This is a genomic window from Jiangella mangrovi (genome assembly GCF_014204975.1).
Taxonomy (GTDB): domain Bacteria; phylum Actinomycetota; class Actinomycetes; order Jiangellales; family Jiangellaceae; genus Jiangella; species Jiangella mangrovi.
Window position 1 is genome coordinate 350,930 of sequence record NZ_JACHMM010000001.1, and the last position, 22,683, is coordinate 373,612.

Genomic DNA, 22,683 nt, shown 5'->3' on the forward strand with positions numbered 1-22,683 from the left:
ATTCGACCGGGACGATCCCGGTTTCGGGGGACTTCGGTCCGAGGGGAGTCGGGACGCCGGTGAGCCGTTCGTCGTTCGGCCGTCGCATCGCGTCCGCCGCGCTGGCCGCAGCCGCCGCCGTCGGGACCCTCGCCGTCGCCGCAGCTCCCTCCGCCGCGCTCGAGGACGACACGACGGCGGCCGCGCCGGCCACGCGCATGCGCGCCTTCGACCCGGCCGAGTTCGCCGACCGCGCCGCGCAGCTCCCGCCCGGCCTGGCCGAGGCGGTCCGCCGCGACCTCGGCCTGTCACCCGAGGAGTACCTGGCGACGGCGGCCGCCGCACGGCTGGCCGGCGAGGTCGTCGGCTCGCTCGGCGACACGGTCCGCTCGGCCTGGCTGGACGACCAGACCCTGCACGTCGCCGTCACCGACCGCGACGCGACCATCGCGGCCCGCACCGCCGGCGCCGAGGTGCAGGTCGGCGACGTGCTCGCCGACGCCCTGACGGCGGCCCGCGCGCAGGACAAGCTGGTGTACGCCGACCGCGACGCCGAGCGGGTCGTCGCCGTCGGCGCCCCGGTCCGCGGCGCCCCGGCCGGCCAGGCCCGGCTGTCGGCGCAGGCCGGCGACGACCACCGTGGCGGCAGCGGGTTCTCCGTCGGCGACCAGAATGCCGACTACCACTGCTCCACCGCGTTCGCCGGCACCGATGCCGACGACGACCCGGTGCTGCTCACCGCCGGACACTGCACCGCCGGACCCGAGGGCCCCTTCACCGGCGAGGCCCGCTCGCTGACCCCGCCGGCCCCGCTGTCCGCCGAAGCCGTGGGCACCTGGCCCGCCCTGATCGGCGACCGGCTCGGCGCGTTCGTGCCCGGCAGCGCCGCGTTCGGCGACGGCCAGGACGCCGCCCTGCTGGAGGTCGACGGCGACATCGCACCCGAGGTCGCGGCGTGGAGTCCCGGCGCCGGTGACGAGTCCGCGCTCGCCGTGCACGACGCCGTCACCGCCGTCGCGGGCGCACCGGTCTGCTCGGCCGGCGTCGCGTCGGGCTGGACCTGCGGCCACATCCTCGACGCGCAGGCCACTGTGCCGGTCAGCGGCCGTGCCGTCACCGGCTTCCTCTTCGACGCCTGCGTGCTCCCCGGCGACAGCGGCGGCGCCGTCGTCGTCGGCCAGTACGCGCTCGGGCTCAACTCCGGCTCCACCTGGACCGGCTTGTCCTGCGCCGACGGCGACCCGGCGGCGGGCGGCGACGACCTCGCCATCGGCTACCCGATGATCGGCGCCGACGGCGTCGAGGGCCTCTACGGCGACGACTTCGACCTCGCGGTCCGAGTCGGACGGCCGGAGGTGACGGCGCCCGCCGACGGCGCCGTCGCCGGCACCACCCCGACCGTGACCGGGACCGCCGACGCCGCCGAGGGCGCCGTCGTGACCGTCCGCTTCGACGACGGGCCCACCGCCGAGGCCAGCGTCGGCCCGGCCGGGCGCTGGAGCGCCACCGTCGGCGAACCGCTGGATCCCGGCACCCACGGATACGAGGCGACGACCACGTTCCGGCCCTCGACCGGCGGCCGCGAGGTCACTTCCCGCGCGACCACCGGCGAGTTCGAGGTCGCGGCCGTCGCGGAGCTCGGCGTGAGCTGGCCGGCGGCCGGTCACGTCAACACCGACGGCCGGCTCGCCTTCGAGGGCACCGGCCAGCCCGGCGCCACCGTCCGGCTCACCGTCGGCGGCGAGGTGCTCGCCAGCACGATCGTCGGCCACGACGGCACCTGGTCGCTGCGCGCGGTGCCGACCCGGCCCGCCGGACGGTTCGACGCCGTCCTGACCCAGCACCTCCCCGACGGCCTCGCCGGAACCGAGTCCGGGACCGCCTCCGGCCTGACGGCGTCCGGCTTCGCCGCGGGCGACGGTGCGGACGGCGGCACGGACCGGGGCGCGTCCGGCGGCGAGGCGGCCGTCACCGTCGCCGGCGTCGGCGTGGCACCGAGCGCCCCCGTCGTCAGCGCGCCGCTGGGCGGGATCCCGGCGGCCGACGCCGGCACGCTGCGCGGGGCCGGCCTGCCGGGCGCGGCCGTGGCGGTCCGCGTCGCCGCGTCCGGCGCCGACGTCGCCGCGGCACCCGAGCTGCGCGCCGAGGCCGGCGCCGACGGCAGCTGGGTGGTCCGGCTGGACGCGCCGCTGGCCGCCGGCCGGCACGTCGTCGTCGCCACCCAGACCCTCGACGACCTCACCTCCGAGCCGTCGGCACCGGTCACCCTCGAGGTGGCCTCCGACGACGCGCCCTCCGCCGCCGAGGCCGACCGCGCCGGCGCCGGCAGCGGGTCCGGCCTGCCGGGCGGCGTGCTGGCCGCGGCCCTGGGCATCGTGGCCGCCGGCGGCGCCGTCGCCGCGGCGCTCGCCTGGCGCCGTCGCACCGCACCCTGACCCGGTGCTGACCGGGCGACGCTGACCGGGCGGCGCTGACCGGGCGACGCTGACCGTCGCGCTGACCACGCGTGCGACGAGATCCGGCGACACGCCGGTGCGACCTGGCGTTTGAGTCATGACACCGGTGGTCAATGCCGTGGTTGTGCCCGATTTGCACTATTCACCGCTTGAGCATTCAAATTTCTGGTCACAGTGAGTGATGTCGGACATTCGCCCTGATAGGTGCCGAGTACTTGAATATGCGGCTGAACGGTGCTGTAGGGTGACACAGGCTCCGGGGTCCCGTCGGTAGATCCACCCCGCCGGCGGAGCACCGGAACCATTCCGTGTCAATGACATTTCATTTTGGAGTTACTGTGAGCACAGCCCTGCTGCGCCGTCGCGGCGCTGCACGGGTCTCTGGTGTGCTGGCTGCCTGCGCCCTTGCGAGCACCGGCATCATCGTCTCCACCACGGCTGCATCCGCCGAGGAAGAGTCCGTCACCGAGACCCTGCAGACGTTCGCTGCGGAGGCGTTCGCCCCCCAGGCCGACGAGCTCCCCTCCGGCCTCGTCGAGGCCATCGAACGCGATCTCGGCATCTCGCCTGCCGAGTACCTCGCCAACGCGGCGTCCGCCAAGGTCACCGCTGACGTCGTCGCTCAGCTCGAGGACGCCGGCGTGTCCGTCAACGCCACTGTCATCAGCGGCCAGGACGTCACCCTGTACGTCGACGCCGAGGCCGACGTCGACGCCGCCCTCGCGGTCGGCGCCGAGGTCGAGGTCGGCGAGCCCGACACGTCGGGCGCCCCCGACGAGGTCGTGGCGCACGAAGACCTCAAGGGCGGCTACGGCTACATGAGCCCCGAGAGCGGTCGCTGCTCCCTCGGCTTCAACGGCTACGCCGCCGACGGCTCGCCGGTCGTCACGACCGCCGGCCACTGCAACGCCGACAACGCCGACCTCGACTGGTACCTGTTCGACGTGGACCAGCCGTGGCCGCCGGACCCGGACGACGTCCGTCCGTGGCCGCAGGGCGAGCAGATCGGCTCGGGCGGCGAGTTCCACTTCGGCGACAACCACGACTCCGGTCTCTTCCCGGTCACCAACCCGGCCTGGACGCCGCGTCCGGTCGTCTCCAGCTGGGGTGGCGGCACGGGCGACCCGCGTGACGGCGAGGTCGCCGTCACCGACCAGGTCACCCCGGTCGTCGGTGCCCCGATCTGCCGCTCCGGCGCCTCCACCGGCTACCAGTGCGGCGAGATCACCTTCGTCGAGCAGCCGGTGCTGGTCGACGACGTCCCGGTCACGGGCTTCTTCACCACCGCCTGCAGCGCCCAGGGCGACAGCGGTGGCTCCTTCCTCTCCGGCACCGCCGCGGTCGGCACGCTGACCGGTGGTAGCGCCGGCGCCCCGATCGACTGCGTCGGCTGGGACCCCGAGGTCCACTCCAGCTTCGCCTACGCCATGACGGGTAGCGAGTTCAGCCAGGAGGAGTACTTCGGCGACGCCTGGGAGCTCGCGGTCCAGATCGCCACCCCGACCGTCACCTCGCCCGAGGGCGAGTCCGGTCCGAGCGTCACCTTCGATGGCACGGTCGAAGGTGCCGGCGCGGACCACCGGGTCGAGGTCTCCGTCGACGGCGGCGAGCCGGTCGAGGGCGCGGTCGCGGCCAACGGTTCCTTCTCGGTCGCGCTCGACGGCGACCTGGAGCCGGGCGAGCACAGCTACTCGGTGCGGGCCTTCTACGGTGCGCACTCGCAGTCCGAGGCGGCCGAGGGCAGCTGGACCGTCAACGAGGCTCCGGCGGTCGAGGAACTGGCCGTCACGTCCCCGACCGACGGCCAGACCACCGGCAACGCGCGTCCGGAGTTCACCGGCACCGGCCAGCCCGGCGCCACCATCGCCCTGACGGTCGGCGACGCCGAGTACGGCACGGCCGAGGTCGGCGAGGACGGCGCCTGGGCGCTCACCCCGAGCGGCGACCTGCCGGTCGGTGCGCGGTTCGACGCCGTCGTGACGCAGACCTTCGAGGACGACACCCAGAAGGCCACCGTCGCGGACCTCGGCATCAACGCTCCCGAGGTCACCATCACGGCTCCGGAGGATGGCTCGACCGTCGCCGGTGACGTGAACTTCGAGGGCACCTCGTTCGGCGGCGCCACCATCGGCCTGCTGCTCGAGCAGACCGCCGACGCCGCCGACGCGCAGCCCCGCCTGGGTCTGCGGGCCGAGGGCGAGGACGACGTCGACGAGTGGGCCGGCGAGTTCGAGATCGACGACGCCGGCAACTGGACGTTCGACCCGGCCGAGGACCTGCCGGAGGGTGAGTACACCATCACCGCCTCGGCGACCCTCGACGGTGGCGACCCCGAGCTGTCCGACTCCGAGGCCGTCGCCACCTTCACGGTGGAGAACGCCGGCGGCGGGGACGACGACGGTGACGGCGACCTGCCCGACACCGGTTCGTCCGGCACCACCTGGATGATCGTCGGCGGCGTCGCGCTGCTGCTGGCCGGTGGCGCTGCTGTCGCCGTCCGCGCCCGTCGCAACACGACGGCCTGATCAACCCAGGTCACAACAGTAACCAGCTGAACCGAGTGGCCCCGGCCCCGCCTCGCGCGGGGTTCGGGGCCACTTGCGTTATCGAATCGTGATGCGACCGTGCATTGTCACCCTGGGTGACGACGGCGACGGGTTCGGGCCCGCATTGGCCGCGACTAGGCTGACGGTGTGACGCCCGACGCGACTGGCCTGTTGCGCCAGGACGTCCTGCTCGAGCGCTACTCCTATCCGCCCGGGCCACCGATCGCCATTCCGCGGCACACGCACGAGCAGTACCAGCTCAACCTCAACCTCGGGGTCCCCGGCGGCCTGCACTACCGCCGCGCGTTCCACGTCGTCCCGGCCGGCCGGCTCACCGTCGTCATGCCGGGCGAGGCGCACACGCCCGTCGACCCGGACCACCGCGACCGCGACTCCGAGCACCTCACGCTCTACGTCGACGCGGGCGCGCTGGGCGCCGCGGCCGACGAGATCGCCGGCCGGTCCACGGCGCTGCCGTTCTTCCGCGACCTCACCATCGACGACGACGCCACCGTCGCCCGGTTCGCCCGCACCCACGCGGCCCTCAGCAGCGCCCCGGCCACGGTCTCGGTGCTCGACCAGGACGTGCGGCTGCTCGGGTTCGTGAGCCGGCTGCTGCGCCGGCACGCCGGGGTCGCCGGCGACCGGCCGCTCCCACCCGCCCACCGCTCCGTCCGCCGGGCCCGCGCGTACCTGCACGAGCACCGCGCCGGCGCCGTCAGCCTGGCCGACCTCGCCCGCGTCAGCGAGCTGAGCCCGTACCACCTCACGCGCCTCTTCACCGCCGATGTCGGCCTGCCGCCGCACGCCTACCAGCTGCAGCTGCGCGTCGACCACGCCAAGCGGCTGCTGCTGGCCGGACGTCCGGTGAGCGACGCCGGCCACGAGGCGGGGTTCTTCGACCTCAGCCACTTCACCCGGCACTTCAAGCGCCACGTCGGTGTCCCGCCCGGCCGGTACGCCCGCGAGGTCCGCAAGGACGTACATTCCCGGGCGGCCGGCGCTCCGTAGGGTCGATCCCATGATCACGAACGTCACCGGCCGGGTATGGCTGGTCACCGGCGCGACGTCCGGTTTCGGCCGCGCCATCACGCGAGCCGCCCTGGAGGCCGGCGACGCCGTCGTCGCGACCGCCCGCAAGCCCGGCGCGCTGGACGACCTGGTCGACCGGTATCCCGGCCGGGTCGCCGCCCTCGAGCTGGACGTCACCGACACCGCCCGCGTCCCCGCCGCCGTCGACGCCGCCACCGAGGCGTTCGGCCGCATCGACGTCCTGGTGAACAACGCCGGCCGGGCGCTGACCGGCGCGGCCGAGGAGACCACCGAGCAGGAGCTGCGCGACCTCATGGACGTGCACTTCTTCGGGCCGGCAGCGCTGGTGCGCGCCGTCCTGCCGGGCATGCGGGCGCGGCGCTCCGGCGCGATCGTGCAGATCAGCAGCATGGGCGGGCGGCTGTCGTTCGCCGCGGTGTCGGCGTACTCGGCGACCAAGTTCGCGCTGGAGGGCTACTCGGAGGCGCTGGCGGCCGAGGTGGCGCCGTTCGGGATCCGGGTGCTGATCGTCGAGCCGGGCGCGTTCCGGACCGGCCTGCACGGCGACGCGATGCGCATGACCGCCGCGAACCCCGCCTACGACGCCGTCGTCGGCCCGATCCGGGCCATGCAGGCCGGCTTCGACGGCGCCCAGCCCGGCGACCCGGCCAAGGCGGCCGCCGCCATCCGCGCCGCCCTCGACGCCGAGGACCCGCCGCTGCGCCTGCCCCTGGGCCACGACGCGGCGGACGCGGTACGCGACAGCCTGGAGCGGCTGCGGGCGGAGTTCCACGCCTGGGAGCCGGTGTCGCGCGGCACCGACCTCGACCCCGTCTGAGCCCTCAGGAGCCCAGCAGCTCCACCGAGGCCCCGACCGTCTCATAGGCGGTGACGGCGCGCCGGTCGAGGCTCACCAGGGTGGCGTCGTGCTCCGCGGCAGTGAAGGCGATCAGCGCGTCGTATGTCTGACCGCCGAGAATGAGCCCGTTCGCCGCAGTCGCCAGGAGCGCGCGATAGCCACGTTCCGAGAGCCCGAGATACGGCTCGGCGAAACGATCGGCCAGGAAATCGTGAACGAGGCCGGGCAGGGCCCGGTGGGGTGGCGGTAGCCGGGTGAGGACCGAGTACGACTCGACCGCGGCCTGGGCCACCAGCCGCGGGTTGCGCGCGAGCGCCTTCAGACTCACCAAGTGGTGTTCGTGCCAGCTCGCGAAGCCGGCGATGACGACGCTGGAGTCGACGACGATCACCGGCGGGTCTGCTCCAGCACGTCGCGAACCATGTCAGCCGTCAGCTCAGGCATGTCGACGTCGGCCACTGCCACCGGGCCGTCGCCTTGGTCCACCAGCCGCATCGGCGTCGGCGCCGGCACGATCTCCAACCGGCCGTCGCGCTCGACGACGTCGAGGGACTGACCAGCTGTGAGGCCCAAGGCATCGCGCAGCGCCTTGGGGATGACGACTCGCCCGGCCGCATCGATGGCAGTTCTCATGCCAGAAATCTACCATCCCGGCTGCCTGGGCTACTGTCAGCGCCGATCCATGGCCTGGCGCAGCAGCGCGAGAACCGCACTGGGAAGATGTGCAGGTGCGCCGCCTGCTGTTGGACCTGACACCGCTCAAGGTCAGCGTTCCGTACCGGCGCCTCTGGATCGGCATCTCCCTCTCGGGCATCGGCACCCACCTGACCACCGTCGCCGTCGGGCTGCAGGTGTACGACCTCACCGGGTCGACGTTCAACGTGGGGCTGGTGGGGCTGTTCGCGCTGGTCCCGCTCATGGCGCTGGGGCTGTACGGCGGGGCGATCGTCGACGCGTACGACCGGCGGCGGGTGGTCATCGTCAGCTCGTTCGGCCTGCTGGTGGTGGCCGGCGGATTCGCCGTGCAGGCCTGGATGGAGCTCGGGAACGTCTGGCTGCTGTACGCGCTGGTGGCCGTCCAGAACGGGTTCTTCGCGGTCAACTCCCCCGCCCGGACGGCGATCATCCCGCGGCTGCTCCCCGGAACGCTGCTGCCGGCCGCCAATGCGCTGGGCAGCATGTCCATGAGCCTGGGCCTGACGGTGGGACCGCTGCTGGCGGGCGTGCTGATCGACACCGTCGGCTACGGCTGGACGTACAGCATCGAGGCGGTGCTGCTGACCGTCGCGCTGACGACGCTGCTGGCTCTGCCGCCCATGCCGCCCCAGCGCAACGTCCGGCGAGCAGGGCTGCGCTCGGTCATGGAAGGGCTGTCCTACCTCCGGACGAGGCCGAACGTGCGCATGACGTTCCTCGTCGACCTGTGCGCGATGGTGCTGGCGATGCCCCGGGTGCTGTTCCCCGCGGTCGCGGCGGCGGTCCTCGGCGGCGGGTCGACGACGGTGGGCATCCTGGTCGCCGGGATGGCGGTCGGCGCGTTCCTGGCCGGGTTGTTCTCCGGGCCGCTGGGGCACGTCAGACGACAAGGACTCGCCGTCGTCGTCGCGATCATCGCGTGGGCGATGTCGGTCATCGCGTTCGGCCTGGTGCTGGTGATCGTGTCGAAACCGGACGACGGCACCGTGCACTGGGCGCTCTGGCCGGCGGTGTTCTGCATGGTGCTGGCCGGCGCCGCCGACACCGTCAGCGCCGTGTTCCGCATGACCATCCTGCAGGCCGCCACGCCCGACGAGCTGCGGGGGCGCCTGCAGGGCGTCTTCATCGTCGTGGTGGCGGGCGGGCCGCGGCTGGGCGACCTCGTCCTCGGCTCGCTCGCAGAGCTCAGCAGCGAGGCGTGGGCCGCGATCATCGGCAGGCTGACCTGCATCGTCGTCGTGACGACGCTGGCCCTGACCCAGCGCCGCTTCCTCCGCTACGACGCGAGGCACCCGGAGCCCTAAGGTAACCGGCGTGACCAACCCACGCGTCTCCACGCACCGCGGCTGGGAGATCGTCCACCTCACGTCCGACCAGCTCGAGGTCGACGTCGTCCCCGGCAAGGGCGGCGACGTCCTCTCGGTCCGCTGGCGCCCGCTCGACGTCGACGTCATGTGGCACACCCGCTGGGGCCTGCGCACACGCGGCGAGCACACCACCGTCGGCAGCAGCGAGGCGCTGCTCTCGCAGGCCTACCCCGGCGGCTGGCAGACGGTGTTCCCCAACGCCGGTGCGCCCAGCCAGGAGCACGGCGTCGAGTGGGGCATGCACGGCGAGGCCTGGCTGGCCTCCTACGACTGGGCCATCGACGACGGCGTCAGCCCCGGTGCCGCCGGGGTCGTCCTCCGCACCGACCTCGTCCGGAGCCCGTTCTCCGTCGTCAAGCGCGTCACGGTGGCCGGCCCGTCGGTCACGGTGACGGAGACGGTCACCAACGACGGCGCGGAGCCGGTCGAGGTGATGTGGAGCCAGCACCCGGCGTTCGGGGCGCCGCTCGTCGGGCCGAACACCCGCATCGAGACGGCCGCCCGCACCGTCTGGCTCGACCCCACCACGCCCGCGACCTGGCCCGGCGACGGCCTCGACCGGGTGCCGCCGCCCGGCTCCGGAGTCAGCCGGCTGGCGTTCCTGGCCGACTTCGCCGAGGGCCGCGCCGGCATCGTCAACGACGAGCTCGGCCTGCGCGCCGACCTCACCTGGGACACGTCGCTGATGCCGCACGCGTGGTACTGGCTGGAGGCGGGTGGGCGGGCCGGCTTCCCGTGGTACTCCGGGGCGTACGTGCTGGCGCTGGAGCCCGCGACCAGCTGGCCCGACGCCGGGGTGTCCGGGGCGCGGGCGACGACGGGGACGCAGGTCAGCATCGCGCCGGGCGAGTCGCGGACGGCGACGGTGACACTGACGCTCGCCGCCACGACCTCGTGACCGATACTGACGACATGCCCCAGTCCCCCGCCACCCGCGTCGTCGCCGCCGGCCGCCCGGCCCGCGAGCCCGACGCGCCGCTGAACCAGCCGGTCGAGTTCGCCTCGACGTACCACGCCGGCGGCGAGGTCGGCTACGGCCGCTACGGCAACGCCACGTGGGCCGCGCTCGAGGCCGTCCTCGGCGACCTCGAGGGCGGCCGCGCGCTGGCCTTCGCGTCCGGCCTGGCGGCATCCAGCGCGGTCATCTCGCTGCTGCCCGAGGGCGCCGTCGTCGTCGCGCCCGACACCGCCTACCTGGGCGTGCTGGACCAGCTGCGCGAACGGGCCGCCCAGGGCCGGCTGACGCTGCGGCAGCTGCCGGTCACCGACACCGCGGGCATCGCGGCCGCCGCCAAGGGCGCCGCCATGGTCTGGCTGGAGTCGCCGACCAACCCGAACCTCGATGTCGCGGACATCGAGGCGGCGGCGACGGCGGCCCGCGAGGCCGGAGCGCTCACCGTCGTCGACAACACGTTCGCCACGCCGCTGCTGCAGCGCCCGCTCGAGCTCGGCGCCGACATCGTCCTGCACAGCGTCACGAAGCTGCTGGCCGGCCACTCCGACGTCGTGCTCGGCGCGCTCGTGGTCGGGGGCGACGACGTGTACGACCGCCTCGACGCGCACCGCCGCCTGCACGGCGCCATCCCCGGCCCCATGGAGGCGTTCCTCGCCGCGCGCGGCATCCGGACGCTGGCCGTGCGGCTCGAGAAGGCCCAGGCCACCGCGACGGAGCTGGCCTCGCGACTGCGCGCCCACCCGTCGGTGAACCTGGTCCGCTACCCCGGCTTCGGCACCATGTGCTCCATCGAGGTGGCCGGCGGCGCGGCAGGCGCGGACAAGGTGGTCGACACCGTCGAGCTGTGGGTGCACTCGACCAGCCTCGGCGGCGTCGAGTCGTCGCTGGAGCGGCGGCGGCGCTGGCCCACCGAGAGCGAGACCGTCGACGAGTCGCTGCTGCGCCTGTCGGTCGGCATCGAGGACGTCGACGACCTGTGGGCCGATCTCTCCCGGGCGCTCGACGCTATCTGAGCGCGGGGTGCGACGCCCACCAGAGGTCCTGGTAGGGACCGTCGGCGGCGACGAGCTCGGCGTGGGTGCCGCGCTGGACCACGCGGCCGGCGTCCATGACCACGATCTCGTCGACGGCGTCGAGCCCGGCCAGGCGGTGGGTGACGATGACCGTCGTCCGGCCGCGGGTCGAGGTGAGCAGGTCGGTCATCAGCTCATCGGCGGTCTGCGGGTCCAGGCCCTCGGTCGGCTCGTCGAGCAGCACGATCGGCGGGTCGGCCAGCAGCGCCCGGGCCAGCGCGATCCGCTGTCGCTGCCCGCCGGACACCTGCCCGCCGCCCTCGCCGACCAGCGTGTCCAGCCCGGCCGGCAGCGACGCCACCCAGTCGTCCAGCCGCGCCGTCGCGAGCGCCGCCATCAGCTCGTCGTCGGACGCGGACGGCCGGGCCAGCCGCAGGTTCTCGCGGATCGACGTGTGGAACAGGTGCGCGTCCTGGGTGACCCCGGTGACGACGGCGCGCACGTCGTCGCCGTCGTACTCCTGGATCGGGCGCCCGTCGAGCAGGACGGTCCCTGCCGACGGCTCGATGAAGCGCATGAGGCAGGCCAGCAGCGTGCTCTTGCCCGACCCGCTGGCGCCGACGACGGCGACGCGGCGGCTCGGGGTCAGTTCGAGGTCGACGGCGTCGACGGCGTCCCGTGTGGCACCCGGGTAGCGGACGGAGACCGAGCGCAGCGACATGGTCACGGGTCCGTCCGGCGCCGGCAACGCGGCGACCGGCTCGGCCACGGGCGCCGGCGCGTCGAGCACCGCCAGCACCCGGCGCAGCGCCGCCCGCGACTCGAGCAGCCGCTGCACCGCCGGCACCAGCGGCAGCACCGGCTCGAACGAGATCAGCGCGACCAGCGCCAGCACCGGCACCAGTACGCCGGCCAGGCCACCGTCCGCCGACCGCGCGTCCAGCGCCAGCACCGTCACGGCTACCGTCGTCACGCCCTGGACCAGCACGGCCGCCGCCCCGCCGAGCGCCGTCGTCAGCGCGGTCCGGCGCTCCAACGACGCCAGCCGCTCGCTCGCCCGCTCGGCGTCGGCCAGGGCGGCCGCCGTCGCGCCGAACACCGCGAGGTCGGCGCTGCCCTGCAGCAGGTCGGTGTGGTGGGCGGCCAGCTCGGCGCGGGCCGGCGCCAGCCGGCGGGCGGTCCGTCGCGCCGACGCGACCATGAGCAACGGCACGACCAGCCCGGCCAGGACCAGCCCGGCCGCGAGCGCCACGGCCGCCGACGGGAGCACGACGGCCGTGAACCCGACCGCCGCGGCGGCCACGACGACCGCCGTGCTCACCGGCACGATGACGCGGACGACCAGGTCCTGCACGGCCTCGACGTCGTTGACCATGCGGCTGAGCAGATCGCCGCTGCGATAGGCGGGCAGTCCCGACGGCGCCAGCGGCACCAGCGCGTCGTAGACCCGGCCGCGCAGCGTCGCCAGCGCCCGCAGCGCGGCGTCGTGGCTGGCCAGCCGCTCGGCGTAGCGGAAGACGCCGCGGCCGGTGGCGAACGCCCGCACGGCGACGATCGCGATGGACAGCGCGGCGAGCGGCGGCTGCTCGGCAGCCCGGGCGAGCAGCCAGGCGGCGGTCCCCATGAGCGCCAGCGCGGCCACCTCCGTGGCGACCGACGCGGAGACGGCGACGAGCAGCCGGCCGACGTGGGCGCGCAGCAGACCCCAGAGACGGCGCACCATCAGAGCACCCCCGCGGGCAGCTGCGGGCCGGCGATGCGGCCGTGGTCGAGGGTCACGACGCGGTCGGCGTCGAGCACCATGGCCGGCCGGTGCGCCACGACCAGCACCGTCCGCCCGGCCATGAGCCGCGCCGTCGCCTCGACGACGGTCGCCTCGCTGCCGGCATCGAGCCCGGCCGTGGGCTCGTCGAGCACCAGCAGCGGCGCGTCCTGCAGGAACGCCCGGGCCAGCGCGATCCGCTGCCGCTGCCCGCTGGACAGCCCGGCGCCGCGCTCGCCCAGCGGGGTGTCGTAGCCCTGCGGCAGCGCCGAGACGAACTCGTCGGCGTGCGCCAGGCGCGCCGCCCGCACCACGTCCTCGTCGCTGGCGTCGGGCCGTCCGAGCCGGATGTTCTCGGCGACGGTGCGCGCGAACAGGTGCGGCCGCTGCGGCACCCACGCCACCTCGCCCGCACCGACGACGACCCGCCCCGTGGTCGGCTTGACCAGCCCGAGCAGGACGTTCAGCAACGTCGACTTCCCGGCCCCGCTCGGCCCGACGAGCGCCACCCGCTCCCCCACCGCGACCGTGAGCGACACGCCGTCGAGCGCCGCCTCGTCCCGCCCCGGATAGCGCACGGTGACGTCCTCGAACGCGACGGCGACCTCCGAGCCCGGCGCAGCCCCACGGTGGAGCGCGCCGGCGCCCTCCGGCTCGGGCGCGTCCAGCACCTGGAAGCACCGTTCGGCGACGGCGAGCCCCTCGGTGCTGGCGTGGAACTGCGACCCCAGCGCCCGCAGCGGGAGGTACGCCTCCGGCGCGAGGAGGAGCACGAGCAGCGCCGTCGACAACGTCAGCCCGCCGTCCAGCGTGCGCAACCCGACCGGCACGGCGACCAGTGCGACGGACAGCGTCGCGACCAGCTCCAGCACCAGCGCGGACAGGAACGCGATGCGCAGCGTGCGCATGGTGGCCGAGCGGTGCTCGTCGGCGATCCGCCGTACCGCCTGGGCCTGCGACCTCGCGCGGCCGAACGCGCGCAGCGTCGGCAGCCCGGCGACGACGTCGAGGAAGTGCCCGCCGAGCCGCTCGAGCGCCCGCCACTGGCGTTCCGTCGCCCGCTTGGTCGACAGGCCGACCAGGATGCCGAAGACCGGGATCAGCGGCAGCGTGACCACGATGATCACGGCCGAGGCGAGGTCGGCGACGGCGATGCGCACCAGCACCGCCAGCGGCACGACGGCGGCGACGAACAGCTGCGGGAAGTAGCCGGTGAACCAGGGGTCGAGCGAGTCCAGGCCGCGCCCGAGCGTGGTCGTCAGGCCGCCGGTGTGCTGGCCGGAGAGCCAGCCGGGGCCGAGCTCCTGGGTTCGCCGGAGCACCTGGCGCCGCAGCGAGGCCTTGACCGACGCCGCGGCCCGCTGGGCGAGCGCCTGCTGCGCCCACGACAGCCCGGCCCGGACGGCGAACACGCCGGCCAGAAGCCCGAGCACCGCGGCGACCGACCCCACGGACGGGCCGTCGAGGACGCCGTCGGCGAGCAGCCGGGCCAGCAGCTCGGCCTGCACGAGGATGACGACGGCGCCGGCCGCGGCCAGCAGGGTGAAGGCCGCGGCCACGACGCGGAAGGCGGGCAGTCCGGCGAGCAGCCGGCGGGCGAGCTGGTTCAGAAGAACACCGCCGATCGGGGCCCCACACGGTGCCGGAACGTCCACCACATCCAGGCCTGGACGGCGATCAGCACCGGGATCGCCGGGAACACGACGGTGGCCAGCAGGTCGAGCGAGTCCGCCGATGCGAGCCCGGCACGCAGCCGCGGCGCCGAGGCCAGCCCGGCGGCGAGCAGTGGCGCGGCGGCCGCCACGGCGGTGCACGCGCACGCCCAGCCCTCGCGGCCGCGCTCGAACAGCCGCAGCGTCAAGGTGACGGCGACGACGGCGGCCACGCCCATGATGGCCGCCGGCAGTGGGCGGGCGAGGTCGACGCTGAACGCGGGGGTGAGGACGCCGACGGCGGCCAGCAGCGCCAACGCGGCGGTACCGGCCTTGCGGACGGTGCCGGCGGCGCGCACACGGCGGCCACGCGGCAGCCGCAGCGCGGCGAACACCGCGCCGTGCAGCGTGAACACGGCGACCACGACGGCCCCCCACAACAGTGAATACGGCCCGACCAGTGTCTCAACCCCCGGGCGCCCGGTGGTCGGCACCCCCTGCACGATGTTGCCGAGCAGCAGGCCCCACGCGAACGCCATGACGGTACTGGCCGCGACGACGACCGACTCCCACCCGCCCTGCCACGACCTCGACGGCCGCCGGCTGCGGAACCAGACGCCGATGTCGCGCAGCACCCACGCGATCACCAGCCCGACGATCAGCGGGTAATAGGCCGTCAGCAGGTCCTTCTCCAGCGCCGGGAACGCGCCGATGAGCAGGCCGGCCGACGCGACCAGCCAGACCTCGCCGCCGAGCAGGAACGGACCGAGCGCCGTCAGCAGCAGCCGCCGCTCCGGCCCGCTGCGCCCGATGCGGCGCAACGACATGCCCAGGCCGAGGTTGGCGCCGTCGAGCACGGACCAGCCCGTCAGCATGAGGCCGAGCGCCACCAGCCAAGTCGTCTCCATCAGTCCCTCCCCGCGAGCACGAGCTCGGGTTCGTCCACGCTCACGCCGTCGGACCCGAGCGCGAGGTCGTGCGGGCCGCGCCGGGCCAGCCGCGCGATGAGCCACCAGTCCAGCACGGCGAGCGTCGCGAACAGCACGCCGAACAGGACGAGGCTGGTCAGAACAGTGCCCGCCGAGTGCGCCGACACGGCGTCGGCGGTGGTGAGCTCGCCGTAGACCACCCAGGGCTGGCGGCCGACCTCGCGGATCAGCCAGCCGCAGGCGACCACCACGAACGGCCACGGCAGCGTCCACACGTAGAACCGGTGCCAGAACCGTCGCAGCCAGGCCGGCCGGGCGCGGTCGAACCCGTTCATGATGAGGAAGAACAGCAGCCCGGAGAAGATCATCATGTAGAGGGTCCCGCTGATCTCCATGAGCGGCCAGGCGAACGAGACCCAGTGGCCGCCGTCGATGACCTGCGTCTTCTCGTCGGTCAGGTAGGCGAACTGGGCGAACCCGAACCCGACGGCGAAGACCGCGGCCACCGCGCCCATGACGACCGCGACCCGCAGCGACCGCCGGAAGAAGTCGACATCCGGCGTGCCGCGCAGGAAGTGCCACGAGCAGATGCCGAGCATGACCACGGACGCCGTCAGCAGGCAGACCGGGACGATGTGCAGCAGCGCCCCGATGGCCTGCTGGTTCGTCAGCAGCGCGCCGACGTCGTCGATGCGGGCCACGCCGTCCTCGACCACGTGGCCGACGGGGTCCTGGAGGAACCCGTTGGCCACCATGACCCAGTACGCCGACAGGTACGCCGTCAGCACGACCAGCCAGATCAGCGCCGTGTGCACCCAGCGGTTCAGCCGGTGCCAGCCGAAGATCCACATGCCGAGGAACGTCGACTCGAGGAAGAACGCGACCAGCGTCTCGGTGGCCAGCGGCGCGCCGAACACGTCGCCGGCGAAGGTCATGAGCCCGCTCCAGTGCAGGCCGAACTGGAACTCCATGGCCAGCCCGACGACGATCCCCATCGCGTAGTTGACGACGTAGAGCTGACCCCAGTAGCGGGTCAGCCGCTCGTGGACCTCCTTGCCGCTGATGGCCCAGCGGGTCTGGAAGAACGCCACGACCGGCGCGAGGCCCAGCGTGAGCACCACGAACAGGAAGTGGAAGATCGCCGTCGACGCGAACTGCAGCCGCGACAGTTCCAGCACGTCCATGCCGTGCCCCCTCACCTTGCGCTTCGACTGTCTACATGTAGCGAGACTACATGACGATGAGTAGACTGCCGACATGAAGGCCGACGCCCTCCGGGGGAACCTCGACGCGCTGATCCTCGCCGTCGTCAGGGACCGGCCCCTGCACGGCTACGGCGTCTCCGAGGCGCTGCACGAACGCAGCGAGGGCGCCGTCGACCTCCCCACCGGCACGCTCTACCCGGCGCTGCGGCGGCTCGAGCGGCTGGGCTACCTGCGCAGCGCCTGGGACACCGTCGGCGGCCGCAAGCGCCGCACGTACGAGATCACCCGGTCGGGCCGGGCCTACCTAGCCGCGCAGCAGCAGGCCTGGAGCGAGATGAGCTCCGTCATGAACGCCATCCTCGGGCCGGCGTGAGGTCAGCCGCAGGCAGCGCAGGGCCAGCCAGCCGATCCAGACCGTCGACCCCACCGAGAGCAGGGACATCAGGACCAGCTCCGGGCCGTCCCACATCGCGAGGCTCGCCGGCGCGTACGCGCTCAGGATCGCGCCGCTGACCACGTGCAGCACGACGTCGACGAGGGTCGCGACGGCGACGATGCGGACCACGCGGCGGGTGTCGAACAGCCGGGCGCCGCGGCCGAGCGCCAGCACCGCCAGGGCGGCCAGTCCCAGGAACGCGAAGCTGGACAGGTCGACGGCGCGCGAGAGCACCCCGTACCACGGCGGCGGCTCCGGCCAGCCCTGCGCGGCCGCCGCGGTGGTCCACGTGTAGGTCGACAGCGCGAACTGCGCGGACCCGAGGACGACGACCAGCCCGGCCAGGTAGCGGGCCGACACGGCCGCCAGCTCCGCGCGCACGCCGTCGGCGACCACCTCGACCGGCCCGAACTCCTCGACGGCGAGGCGCTGCGCCTCGGCGTCGGTGGCGCCGGCGTCGCGATGGGCGTCGGCGGCGTCGAGCAGGCCGTCGCGGATCTCGCCGATCATGCTGCGGCGCGGGAGGTACGGTTCACGCACCTCGCGCCGCAGCTGGGCGACGTACTGGTCGATCACAGCGCCTCCGGCCTGGACGGTTCGCGGCCAGCGTAACGCCGTACGGGGAGGGGCTGAAGGGCCGCTCGCGCATCTCCGGGACGGCTCCGGGATGCCCCTGACGCGAGGTTCGCGCGGAATCGGCGGAACCGGTGGCGAGGGGTGACGCGGCTGGGTGATGATCAATCGGACCGCGCCGCCACCGTGCCGACTCGTCGTCGACCTGTCGTCGACTTGTCGCGCCCGCGTGACCTAGGACACGATTGCGCCGATGCGCGGAGTCGGTGACCGCGACTAATCTGTACCAGAGCAGCCGCGCAGATTCGAACGGAAGAAGGCGAACGCGACAGTGGCCCCCACCGGCCCGGAATCGGGATTCGGACCGAACGAGTGGCTCGTCGAGGAGTTCTACGAGAGCTGGCTCGAAGACCCCTCCAGTGTCGACCCGCAGTGGGCGGAGTTCTTCGCCGAGCGCAAGGGCGCCGGCAGCTCCCCCGCCGCGCCACCGGGCCGCGCCACCGCCTCCCAGCAGACCTCCGCCACGACCGCCACTGCCACGTCACCCGCGAGGACCACCGTGACCACCTCGTCCGCCGCCGCTCCGTCGCAGCCGAAGGCCGCCGCCCCGGCGCCCGCGAAGCCGACCCCGGCCCAGCCGGCCAAGCCCACCGCGCAGCCGCCGGCCCAGGACACCGCCGCCGACCAGCCCGAGCTCGTGCAGCTGCGCGGCGCGCCGGCCCGCACCGCCGCCAACATGGAGACCAGCCTCGAGGTCCCCACGGCCACCAGCGTGCGCGCCGTCCCGGCCAAGCTGCTGGTCGACAACCGCATCGTCATCAACAACCACCTCGCCCGGTCCCGCGGCGGCAAGGTGTCGTTCACGCACATCATCGGCTACGCGCTGGTCAAGGCGCTGCACCAGATGCCGGACATGAACTACGCCTTCGGCGACATCGACGGCAAGCCGGCGCTGTCCAAGCCCCAGCACGTCAACCTCGGCCTCGCCATCGACATGAAGAAGTCCGACGGCACCCGGCAGCTGCTGGTGCCGTCCATCAAGGGCGCCGAGCACCTCAACTTCGCCGAGTTCTGGGCAGCCTATGAGGACGTCGTCCGCCGGGCGCGCGACAACAAGCTGACGGTCGCCGACTTCCAGGGCACCACCATCACGCTGACCAACCCCGGCACCATCGGTACGGTCCACTCCGTCCCGCGGCTCATGAAGGGCCAGGGCACCATCATCGGCGTCGGGGCCATGGAGTACCCGGCCGAGTACCAGGGCGCGGCCCCCGAGACGCTGTCGCGACTGGGCGTCTCGAAGACCATGACGCTCACCAGCACCTACGACCACCGCATCATCCAGGGCGCCCAGAGCGGCGACTTCCTGCGCATCGTGCACGGCCTGCTGCTGGGCCAGGACGGCTTCTACGACGAGATCTTCCGCGCGCTGCGCATCCCGTACGAGCCCATCCGCTGGGCGACCGACGTCACCACCAGCCACGAGGACGAGGTCAGCAAGCAGGCCCGCGTGCTCGAGCTCATCCACGCCTACCGCGTGCGCGGCCACCTCATGGCCGACACCGACCCGCTCGAGTACAAGCAGCGCACCCACCCCGACCTCGACGTCAGCACCCACAACCTCACCCTGTGGGACCTCGACCGCGAGTTCGCCACCGGCTCGTTCGGCGGCAGCAAGCGGTTCATGCTGCTGCGCGACATCCTCGGCGTGCTGCGCAACGCCTACTGCCGCACCGTCGGCATCGAGTACATGCACATCCAGGAGCCCGAGCAGCGCCGCTGGATCCAGGAGCGGGTCGAGAAGCCGGTCGACCTCACCCCGCGCGAGGACCAGCTGCGCATCCTGCTCAAGCTCAACCAGGCCGAGGCGTTCGAGACGTTCCTGCAGACGAAGTACGTCGGCCAGAAGCGGTTCTCACTCGAGGGCGGCGAGTCGCTCATCCCGGTGCTCGACGAGGTCGTCGAGGCCGCCGCCGAGGCCGGGCTGCTCGAGGCCTGCATCGGCATGGCGCACCGCGGCCGGCTCAACGTGCTGGCCAACATCGTCGGCAAGAGCTACGCGCAGATCTTCGGCGAGTTCCAGGGCAACATCGACCCCCGCACCGTCCAGGGGTCGGGCGACGTCAAGTACCACCTGGGCGCCGACGGCGAGTTCACCGCGCTCGACGGCTCGAAGATCAAGGTCTCGCTGACCGCCAACCCGAGCCACCTCGAGGCCGTCAACCCGGTGCTCGAGGGCATCGCGCGGGCCAAGCAGGACATCCTCGACCGCGGCGAGGAGTTCCCCGTGCTGCCGATCCTGGTGCACGGCGACGCCGCGTTCGCCGGCCAGGGCGTCGTGGCCGAGACGCTGAACCTCTCGCAGCTGCGCGGCTACCGCACCGGCGGCACGGTCCACGTCGTGGTCAACAACCAGGTCGGCTACACCACGTCGCCGGACCAGTCGCGCTCGTCCATGTACTCCACCGACGTCGCGCGCATGGTGCAGGCGCCCATCTTCCACGTCAACGGCGACGACCCCGAGGCGTGCACCCGGGTGGCCCGGCTGGCCTTCGAGTTCCGGCAGGCGTTCAAGAAGGACGTCGTGATCGACATGGTCTGCTACCGCCGGCGCGGCCACAACGAGGGCGACGACCCCAGCTACACGCAGCCGCTCATGTACGACCTCATCGAGGCCAAGCGGCCGGTCCGCAAGCTGTACACCGAGGCGCTCATCGGCCGCGGCGACATCACCATCGAAGAGGCCGAGCAGGTCCTCCTCGACTACCAGCAGCAGCTCGAGCGGGTGTTCGCCGAGACCCGGCAGACGGCGCCCACCAGCGTCACCACCGTGCCCAGCTACCCGGTCAAGCCGGTGCCGCAGGGCGAGGTCGTCACGGCCACCACGCCCGAGGTGCTCAAGCGCGTCGCCGACGCCTACCTCACCTTCCCCGAGGGCTTCACCATCCACCCGAAGGTGCTGCCGCAGGTGCAGCGGCGCGCGCAGGCTCTCACCGACGGCGGCATCGACTGGGCCACGGCCGAGATCACCGCGTTCGGCGCGCTGCTGCTCGACGGCCGCCCGGTCCGGCTGGCCGGCCAGGACAGCCGCCGCGGCACGTTCGTCCAGCGGTTCGCGTCGGTGGTCGACCGCAAGACCGGCGAGTCCTACATCCCGCTGCAGAACCTCGACTCCGAGCAGGCGAAGTTCTACGTCTACGACTCCCTGCTGTCCGAGTTCGCGGCCATGGGCTTCGAGTACGGCTACTCCGTCGCCCGGCCCGAGGCGCTGGTGCTGTGGGAGGCGCAGTTCGGCGACTTCGCCAACGGCGCGCAGACCATCATCGACGAGTTCATCACCGCCGGCGAGGCCAAGTGGGGCCAGCACTCCGGCATCGTGCTGCTGCTGCCGCACGGCTACGAGGGGCAGGGTGCCGACCACTCGTCCGCGCGCATGGAGCGGTTCCTGCTCATGGGGGCCGAGGACGCGTTCCGGGTGGCGCAGCCGTCCACGCCGGCGTCGCACTTCCACCTGCTGCGCTCGCAGTCGCTCGGCGCCGAGCACCGGCCGCTGGTGGTCTTCACGCCGAAGTCCATGCTGCGCAACAAGCGGGCCGTGTCCGCGCCCGACGACTTCACCGGCACCACCACGTTCCGGCCGGTGCTGCCCGACCCCGAGCCGCTCGACGCCGCCAAGGTCGACCGCGTGCTGCTGTGCAGCGGCAAGATCACCTGGGAGCTGCTGGCCGAGCGGACCAAGCGCTCCGACGACCACACGGCGATCCTCCCGGTCGAGCAGCTCTACCCGCTGCCGGCGCAGGAGCTCGCCACGGAGCTTGCGAAGTACCCGAACGCGCGCGAGATCCGCTGGGTCCAGGACGAGCCCGAGAACATGGGCCCGTGGCCGTTCATGGCGCTGCACCTGGCGCCGAAGCTGCCCGACGGCCTCACGCTCCGGCCGGTCACGCGGCCGGCCAGCACGTCGCCGGCGGTGGGCAACCACAACGTCCACCTCGACCAGCAGAAGGCCCTGCACGACGCGGCGTTCGCCTGATGTACTTCACCGACCGCGGCATCGAGGAACTCGACGAGCGCCGGGGTGACGAACAGGTCACCCTGGGCTGGCTGGCAGAACGCCTGCGCGAGTTCGTCGACCAGAACCCCGAGTTCGAGACCCCCGTCGAACGGCTGGCCACCTGGCTGGCCCGCACGGACGACGAGGACGAGGACGGCTGAGTGGCACACCCGCGCGACGTCCGCGTCTGCGTGTTCGGCGACTCCTTCGTCGCCGGCGTCGGTGACCCGAAGGCGCTCGGCTGGGTCGGCCGGGTGGCCGCGCGCACGCCGTCGTCCACCGGGGTGTCGCTGACGGCGTACCCCCTCGGCGTCCGCGGCGAGGCGACCGAAGAGGTCGTCGTGCGGATGCCGCTCGAGTGCGCGCCCCGCTTCGCCCGCGGCGACGAGCACAGGGTCGTCCTGGCGCCCGGCGTCGCCGACGCCTACCGCGGCGTCCCGGTGGCGCGCTCGGTGGCGGCGCTGGAGTTCGGGCTGTCCTCGGTGAGCGTGCCGACCCTGGTGGTCGGCCCGCCCCCGGTGGGCGACGCCGCGATGGTGGCCCGGATCGGCGAGCTGGACGCTTCGTGGGCGGCGGTCTGCGCCGCGCGCTCGGTGCCGTACATCGAGACGTTCCGCCCCCTGTCGGCGAAGGCCTCCTGGCAGCGCGCCCGCTCCGACGACGGCCTCCATCCTGATCAGACGGGGTACGGGCTGCTGGCGTACCTGGTGCTCAACGGCGGCTGGTACCCCTGGCTCGGCGTCGAGGCACCGCGCACCCCGGTCAAGGACCGCCGCGTCCCCCGCGCCACGTCGTAGACTCCCCGTCCCCCTGGTGCCCAGTCTCTTAGCCGCGCAACCGCGCCTCAAGTCCGACGATGGAGGCGCTTCGCGCCGGAGGGCGGACTTGACCCGCGATTCCGCGGCCAAGAACCCGGCACCTATCAGGGGGACGGGGAGACCCTGGGCACGCCTCCCAGGCGTGCCCGTTTCGTCCCGTTTGCCAGGCTGTGGACAGCGATGATCATCAAGGATCGCGTTCATCACCAGGATTACCCGAGCCTCAACACGATTACATGCCTCGTGATGCACGGGTAAACGTGGTGGGCGGCCCAAAATCGCCGGCAAATCCCACATCGCGGACACCACGAGGCGTCAAGGGGGAGTTACTACCGCTCAGGCAGTAGTACC

The 22,683-nt window shown here is 73.3% G+C and carries 18 protein-coding genes; 11 read left to right on the top strand and 7 right to left on the bottom strand.

Features of this window, described 5'->3' with window-relative positions; translation table 11 throughout:
• Nucleotides 1-59 precede the first annotated feature (59 nt).
• The 4 genes from HD601_RS01575 (at nt 60) to HD601_RS01590 (ending at nt 6,851) form a co-directional block, all read left to right on the top strand.
• Complete coding sequence (locus HD601_RS01575) at nt 60-2,414, top strand: hypothetical protein (RefSeq protein ID WP_184818688.1); 2,355 nt, start codon at nt 60-62, stop codon at nt 2,412-2,414.
• A 359-nt stretch (nt 2,415-2,773) separates the two neighbouring features.
• Entirely contained in the window at nt 2,774-4,960 is a 2,187-nt protein-coding gene (locus tag HD601_RS35325) for an LPXTG cell wall anchor domain-containing protein (RefSeq protein ID WP_184818690.1), read from the top strand.
• Nucleotides 4,961-5,128: 168 nt separating this feature from the next.
• Complete coding sequence (locus tag HD601_RS01585; protein ID WP_184818692.1) at nt 5,129-5,992, top strand: helix-turn-helix domain-containing protein; 864 nt, start codon at nt 5,129-5,131, stop codon at nt 5,990-5,992.
• Between the two features lie 10 nt (nt 5,993-6,002).
• The gene (locus HD601_RS01590; protein WP_184818694.1) at nt 6,003-6,851 is read left to right on the top strand and encodes an oxidoreductase; all 849 of its coding nucleotides are present in this window, start codon (nt 6,003-6,005) and stop codon (nt 6,849-6,851) included.
• A gap of 4 nt (nt 6,852-6,855) precedes the next feature.
• Here the strand turns inward: HD601_RS01590 and HD601_RS01595 are convergent, their stop codons facing one another.
• Both HD601_RS01595 and HD601_RS01600 read right to left on the bottom strand, forming a co-directional pair.
• Nucleotides 6,856-7,263 carry a PIN domain-containing protein gene (locus tag HD601_RS01595; protein WP_184818696.1) on the bottom strand — a complete coding sequence of 136 codons (408 nt, stop codon included), beginning with the start codon at nt 7,261-7,263 and terminating at the stop codon, nt 6,856-6,858.
• The gene (locus tag HD601_RS01600) at nt 7,260-7,505 is read right to left on the bottom strand and encodes an AbrB/MazE/SpoVT family DNA-binding domain-containing protein (protein ID WP_184818698.1); all 246 of its coding nucleotides are present in this window, start codon (nt 7,503-7,505) and stop codon (nt 7,260-7,262) included. The genes HD601_RS01595 and HD601_RS01600 overlap by 4 nt, the downstream gene beginning before the upstream one ends.
• Nucleotides 7,506-7,600: 95 nt before the next feature.
• Between HD601_RS01600 and HD601_RS01605 the strand changes: the two genes are divergently transcribed.
• From HD601_RS01605 to HD601_RS01615, 3 genes are read left to right on the top strand one after another with little or no spacing between them, the layout of a single operon-like run.
• On the top strand, nt 7,601-8,872 hold the full coding sequence (locus tag HD601_RS01605) for an MFS transporter (protein WP_184818700.1): 1,272 nt from the start codon (nt 7,601-7,603) through the stop codon (nt 8,870-8,872).
• 10 nt (nt 8,873-8,882) lie between these two features.
• Nucleotides 8,883-9,833, top strand: a complete 951-nt coding sequence (locus tag HD601_RS01610; protein ID WP_184818702.1) for a DUF4432 family protein — start codon at nt 8,883-8,885, stop codon at nt 9,831-9,833.
• A gap of 14 nt (nt 9,834-9,847) precedes the next feature.
• Nucleotides 9,848-10,903, top strand: a complete 1,056-nt coding sequence (locus tag HD601_RS01615; protein ID WP_184818704.1) for a trans-sulfuration enzyme family protein — start codon at nt 9,848-9,850, stop codon at nt 10,901-10,903.
• Here HD601_RS01615 and cydC read toward each other — a convergent pair.
• Genes cydC through HD601_RS01635 form a run of 4 tightly spaced genes read right to left on the bottom strand, consistent with a single transcriptional unit; the run spans nt 10,896 to nt 16,430 of the window.
• Nucleotides 10,896-12,626, bottom strand: a complete 1,731-nt coding sequence (gene cydC, locus HD601_RS01620) for a thiol reductant ABC exporter subunit CydC (RefSeq protein ID WP_184818706.1) — start codon at nt 12,624-12,626, stop codon at nt 10,896-10,898. The genes HD601_RS01615 and cydC overlap by 8 nt on opposite strands.
• On the bottom strand, nt 12,626-14,320 hold the full coding sequence (gene cydD / locus HD601_RS01625) for a thiol reductant ABC exporter subunit CydD (RefSeq protein ID WP_221440461.1): 1,695 nt from the start codon (nt 14,318-14,320) through the stop codon (nt 12,626-12,628). Before cydD ends, cydC begins: the two co-directional genes overlap by 1 nt.
• Nucleotides 14,272-15,225 carry a cytochrome d ubiquinol oxidase subunit II gene (locus tag HD601_RS01630; protein ID WP_184818708.1) on the bottom strand — a complete coding sequence of 318 codons (954 nt, stop codon included), beginning with the start codon at nt 15,223-15,225 and terminating at the stop codon, nt 14,272-14,274. The genes cydD and HD601_RS01630 overlap by 49 nt, the downstream gene beginning before the upstream one ends.
• Nucleotides 15,225-16,430 carry a cytochrome ubiquinol oxidase subunit I gene (locus tag HD601_RS01635; protein WP_184818710.1) on the bottom strand — a complete coding sequence of 402 codons (1,206 nt, stop codon included), beginning with the start codon at nt 16,428-16,430 and terminating at the stop codon, nt 15,225-15,227. Before HD601_RS01635 ends, HD601_RS01630 begins: the two co-directional genes overlap by 1 nt.
• Nucleotides 16,431-16,503: 73 nt before the next feature.
• On the opposite strand from HD601_RS01635, the gene HD601_RS01640 reads away from it, so the two are divergent.
• On the top strand, nt 16,504-16,824 hold the full coding sequence (locus HD601_RS01640; RefSeq protein ID WP_131988574.1) for a PadR family transcriptional regulator: 321 nt from the start codon (nt 16,504-16,506) through the stop codon (nt 16,822-16,824).
• Here HD601_RS01640 and HD601_RS01645 read toward each other — a convergent pair.
• Entirely contained in the window at nt 16,756-17,463 is a 708-nt protein-coding gene (locus tag HD601_RS01645) for a permease prefix domain 1-containing protein (protein WP_184818712.1), read from the bottom strand. The genes HD601_RS01640 and HD601_RS01645 overlap by 69 nt on opposite strands.
• Before the next feature lie 328 nt (nt 17,464-17,791).
• Between HD601_RS01645 and HD601_RS01650 the strand changes: the two genes are divergently transcribed.
• The 3 genes from HD601_RS01650 to HD601_RS01660 are packed head-to-tail and all read left to right on the top strand — an operon-like array spanning nt 17,792 to nt 22,311.
• Nucleotides 17,792-21,493 carry a multifunctional oxoglutarate decarboxylase/oxoglutarate dehydrogenase thiamine pyrophosphate-binding subunit/dihydrolipoyllysine-residue succinyltransferase subunit gene (locus HD601_RS01650; protein WP_184818714.1) on the top strand — a complete coding sequence of 1,234 codons (3,702 nt, stop codon included), beginning with the start codon at nt 17,792-17,794 and terminating at the stop codon, nt 21,491-21,493.
• A complete protein-coding gene (locus tag HD601_RS01655) occupies nt 21,493-21,675 on the top strand; it encodes a DUF6104 family protein (protein ID WP_184818716.1) in 183 nt (60 codons plus the stop codon). The genes HD601_RS01650 and HD601_RS01655 overlap by 1 nt, the downstream gene beginning before the upstream one ends.
• The gene (locus tag HD601_RS01660) at nt 21,676-22,311 is read left to right on the top strand and encodes a GDSL-type esterase/lipase family protein (protein WP_184818718.1); all 636 of its coding nucleotides are present in this window, start codon (nt 21,676-21,678) and stop codon (nt 22,309-22,311) included.
• Nucleotides 22,312-22,683 lie beyond the last annotated feature (372 nt).

What these genes read in the sequence shown, in the direction of transcription:
- cydC (WP_184818706.1), bottom strand. Translation starts at nt 12,626, where the DNA reads ATGGTGCGCCGTCTCTGGGGTCTGCTGCGCGCCCACGTCGGCCGGCTG.
- HD601_RS01590 (WP_184818694.1), top strand. Translation starts at nt 6,003, where the DNA reads ATGATCACGAACGTCACCGGCCGGGTATGGCTGGTCACCGGCGCGACG.
- HD601_RS01630 (WP_184818708.1), bottom strand. Translation starts at nt 15,225, where the DNA reads ATGGAGACGACTTGGCTGGTGGCGCTCGGCCTCATGCTGACGGGCTGG.
- HD601_RS01635 (WP_184818710.1), bottom strand. Translation starts at nt 16,430, where the DNA reads ATGGACGTGCTGGAACTGTCGCGGCTGCAGTTCGCGTCGACGGCGATC.
- HD601_RS01655 (WP_184818716.1), top strand. Translation starts at nt 21,493, where the DNA reads ATGTACTTCACCGACCGCGGCATCGAGGAACTCGACGAGCGCCGGGGT.
- HD601_RS01600 (WP_184818698.1), bottom strand. Translation starts at nt 7,505, where the DNA reads ATGAGAACTGCCATCGATGCGGCCGGGCGAGTCGTCATCCCCAAGGCG.
- HD601_RS01640 (WP_131988574.1), top strand. Translation starts at nt 16,504, where the DNA reads ATGAAGGCCGACGCCCTCCGGGGGAACCTCGACGCGCTGATCCTCGCC.
- HD601_RS01615 (WP_184818704.1), top strand. Translation starts at nt 9,848, where the DNA reads ATGCCCCAGTCCCCCGCCACCCGCGTCGTCGCCGCCGGCCGCCCGGCC.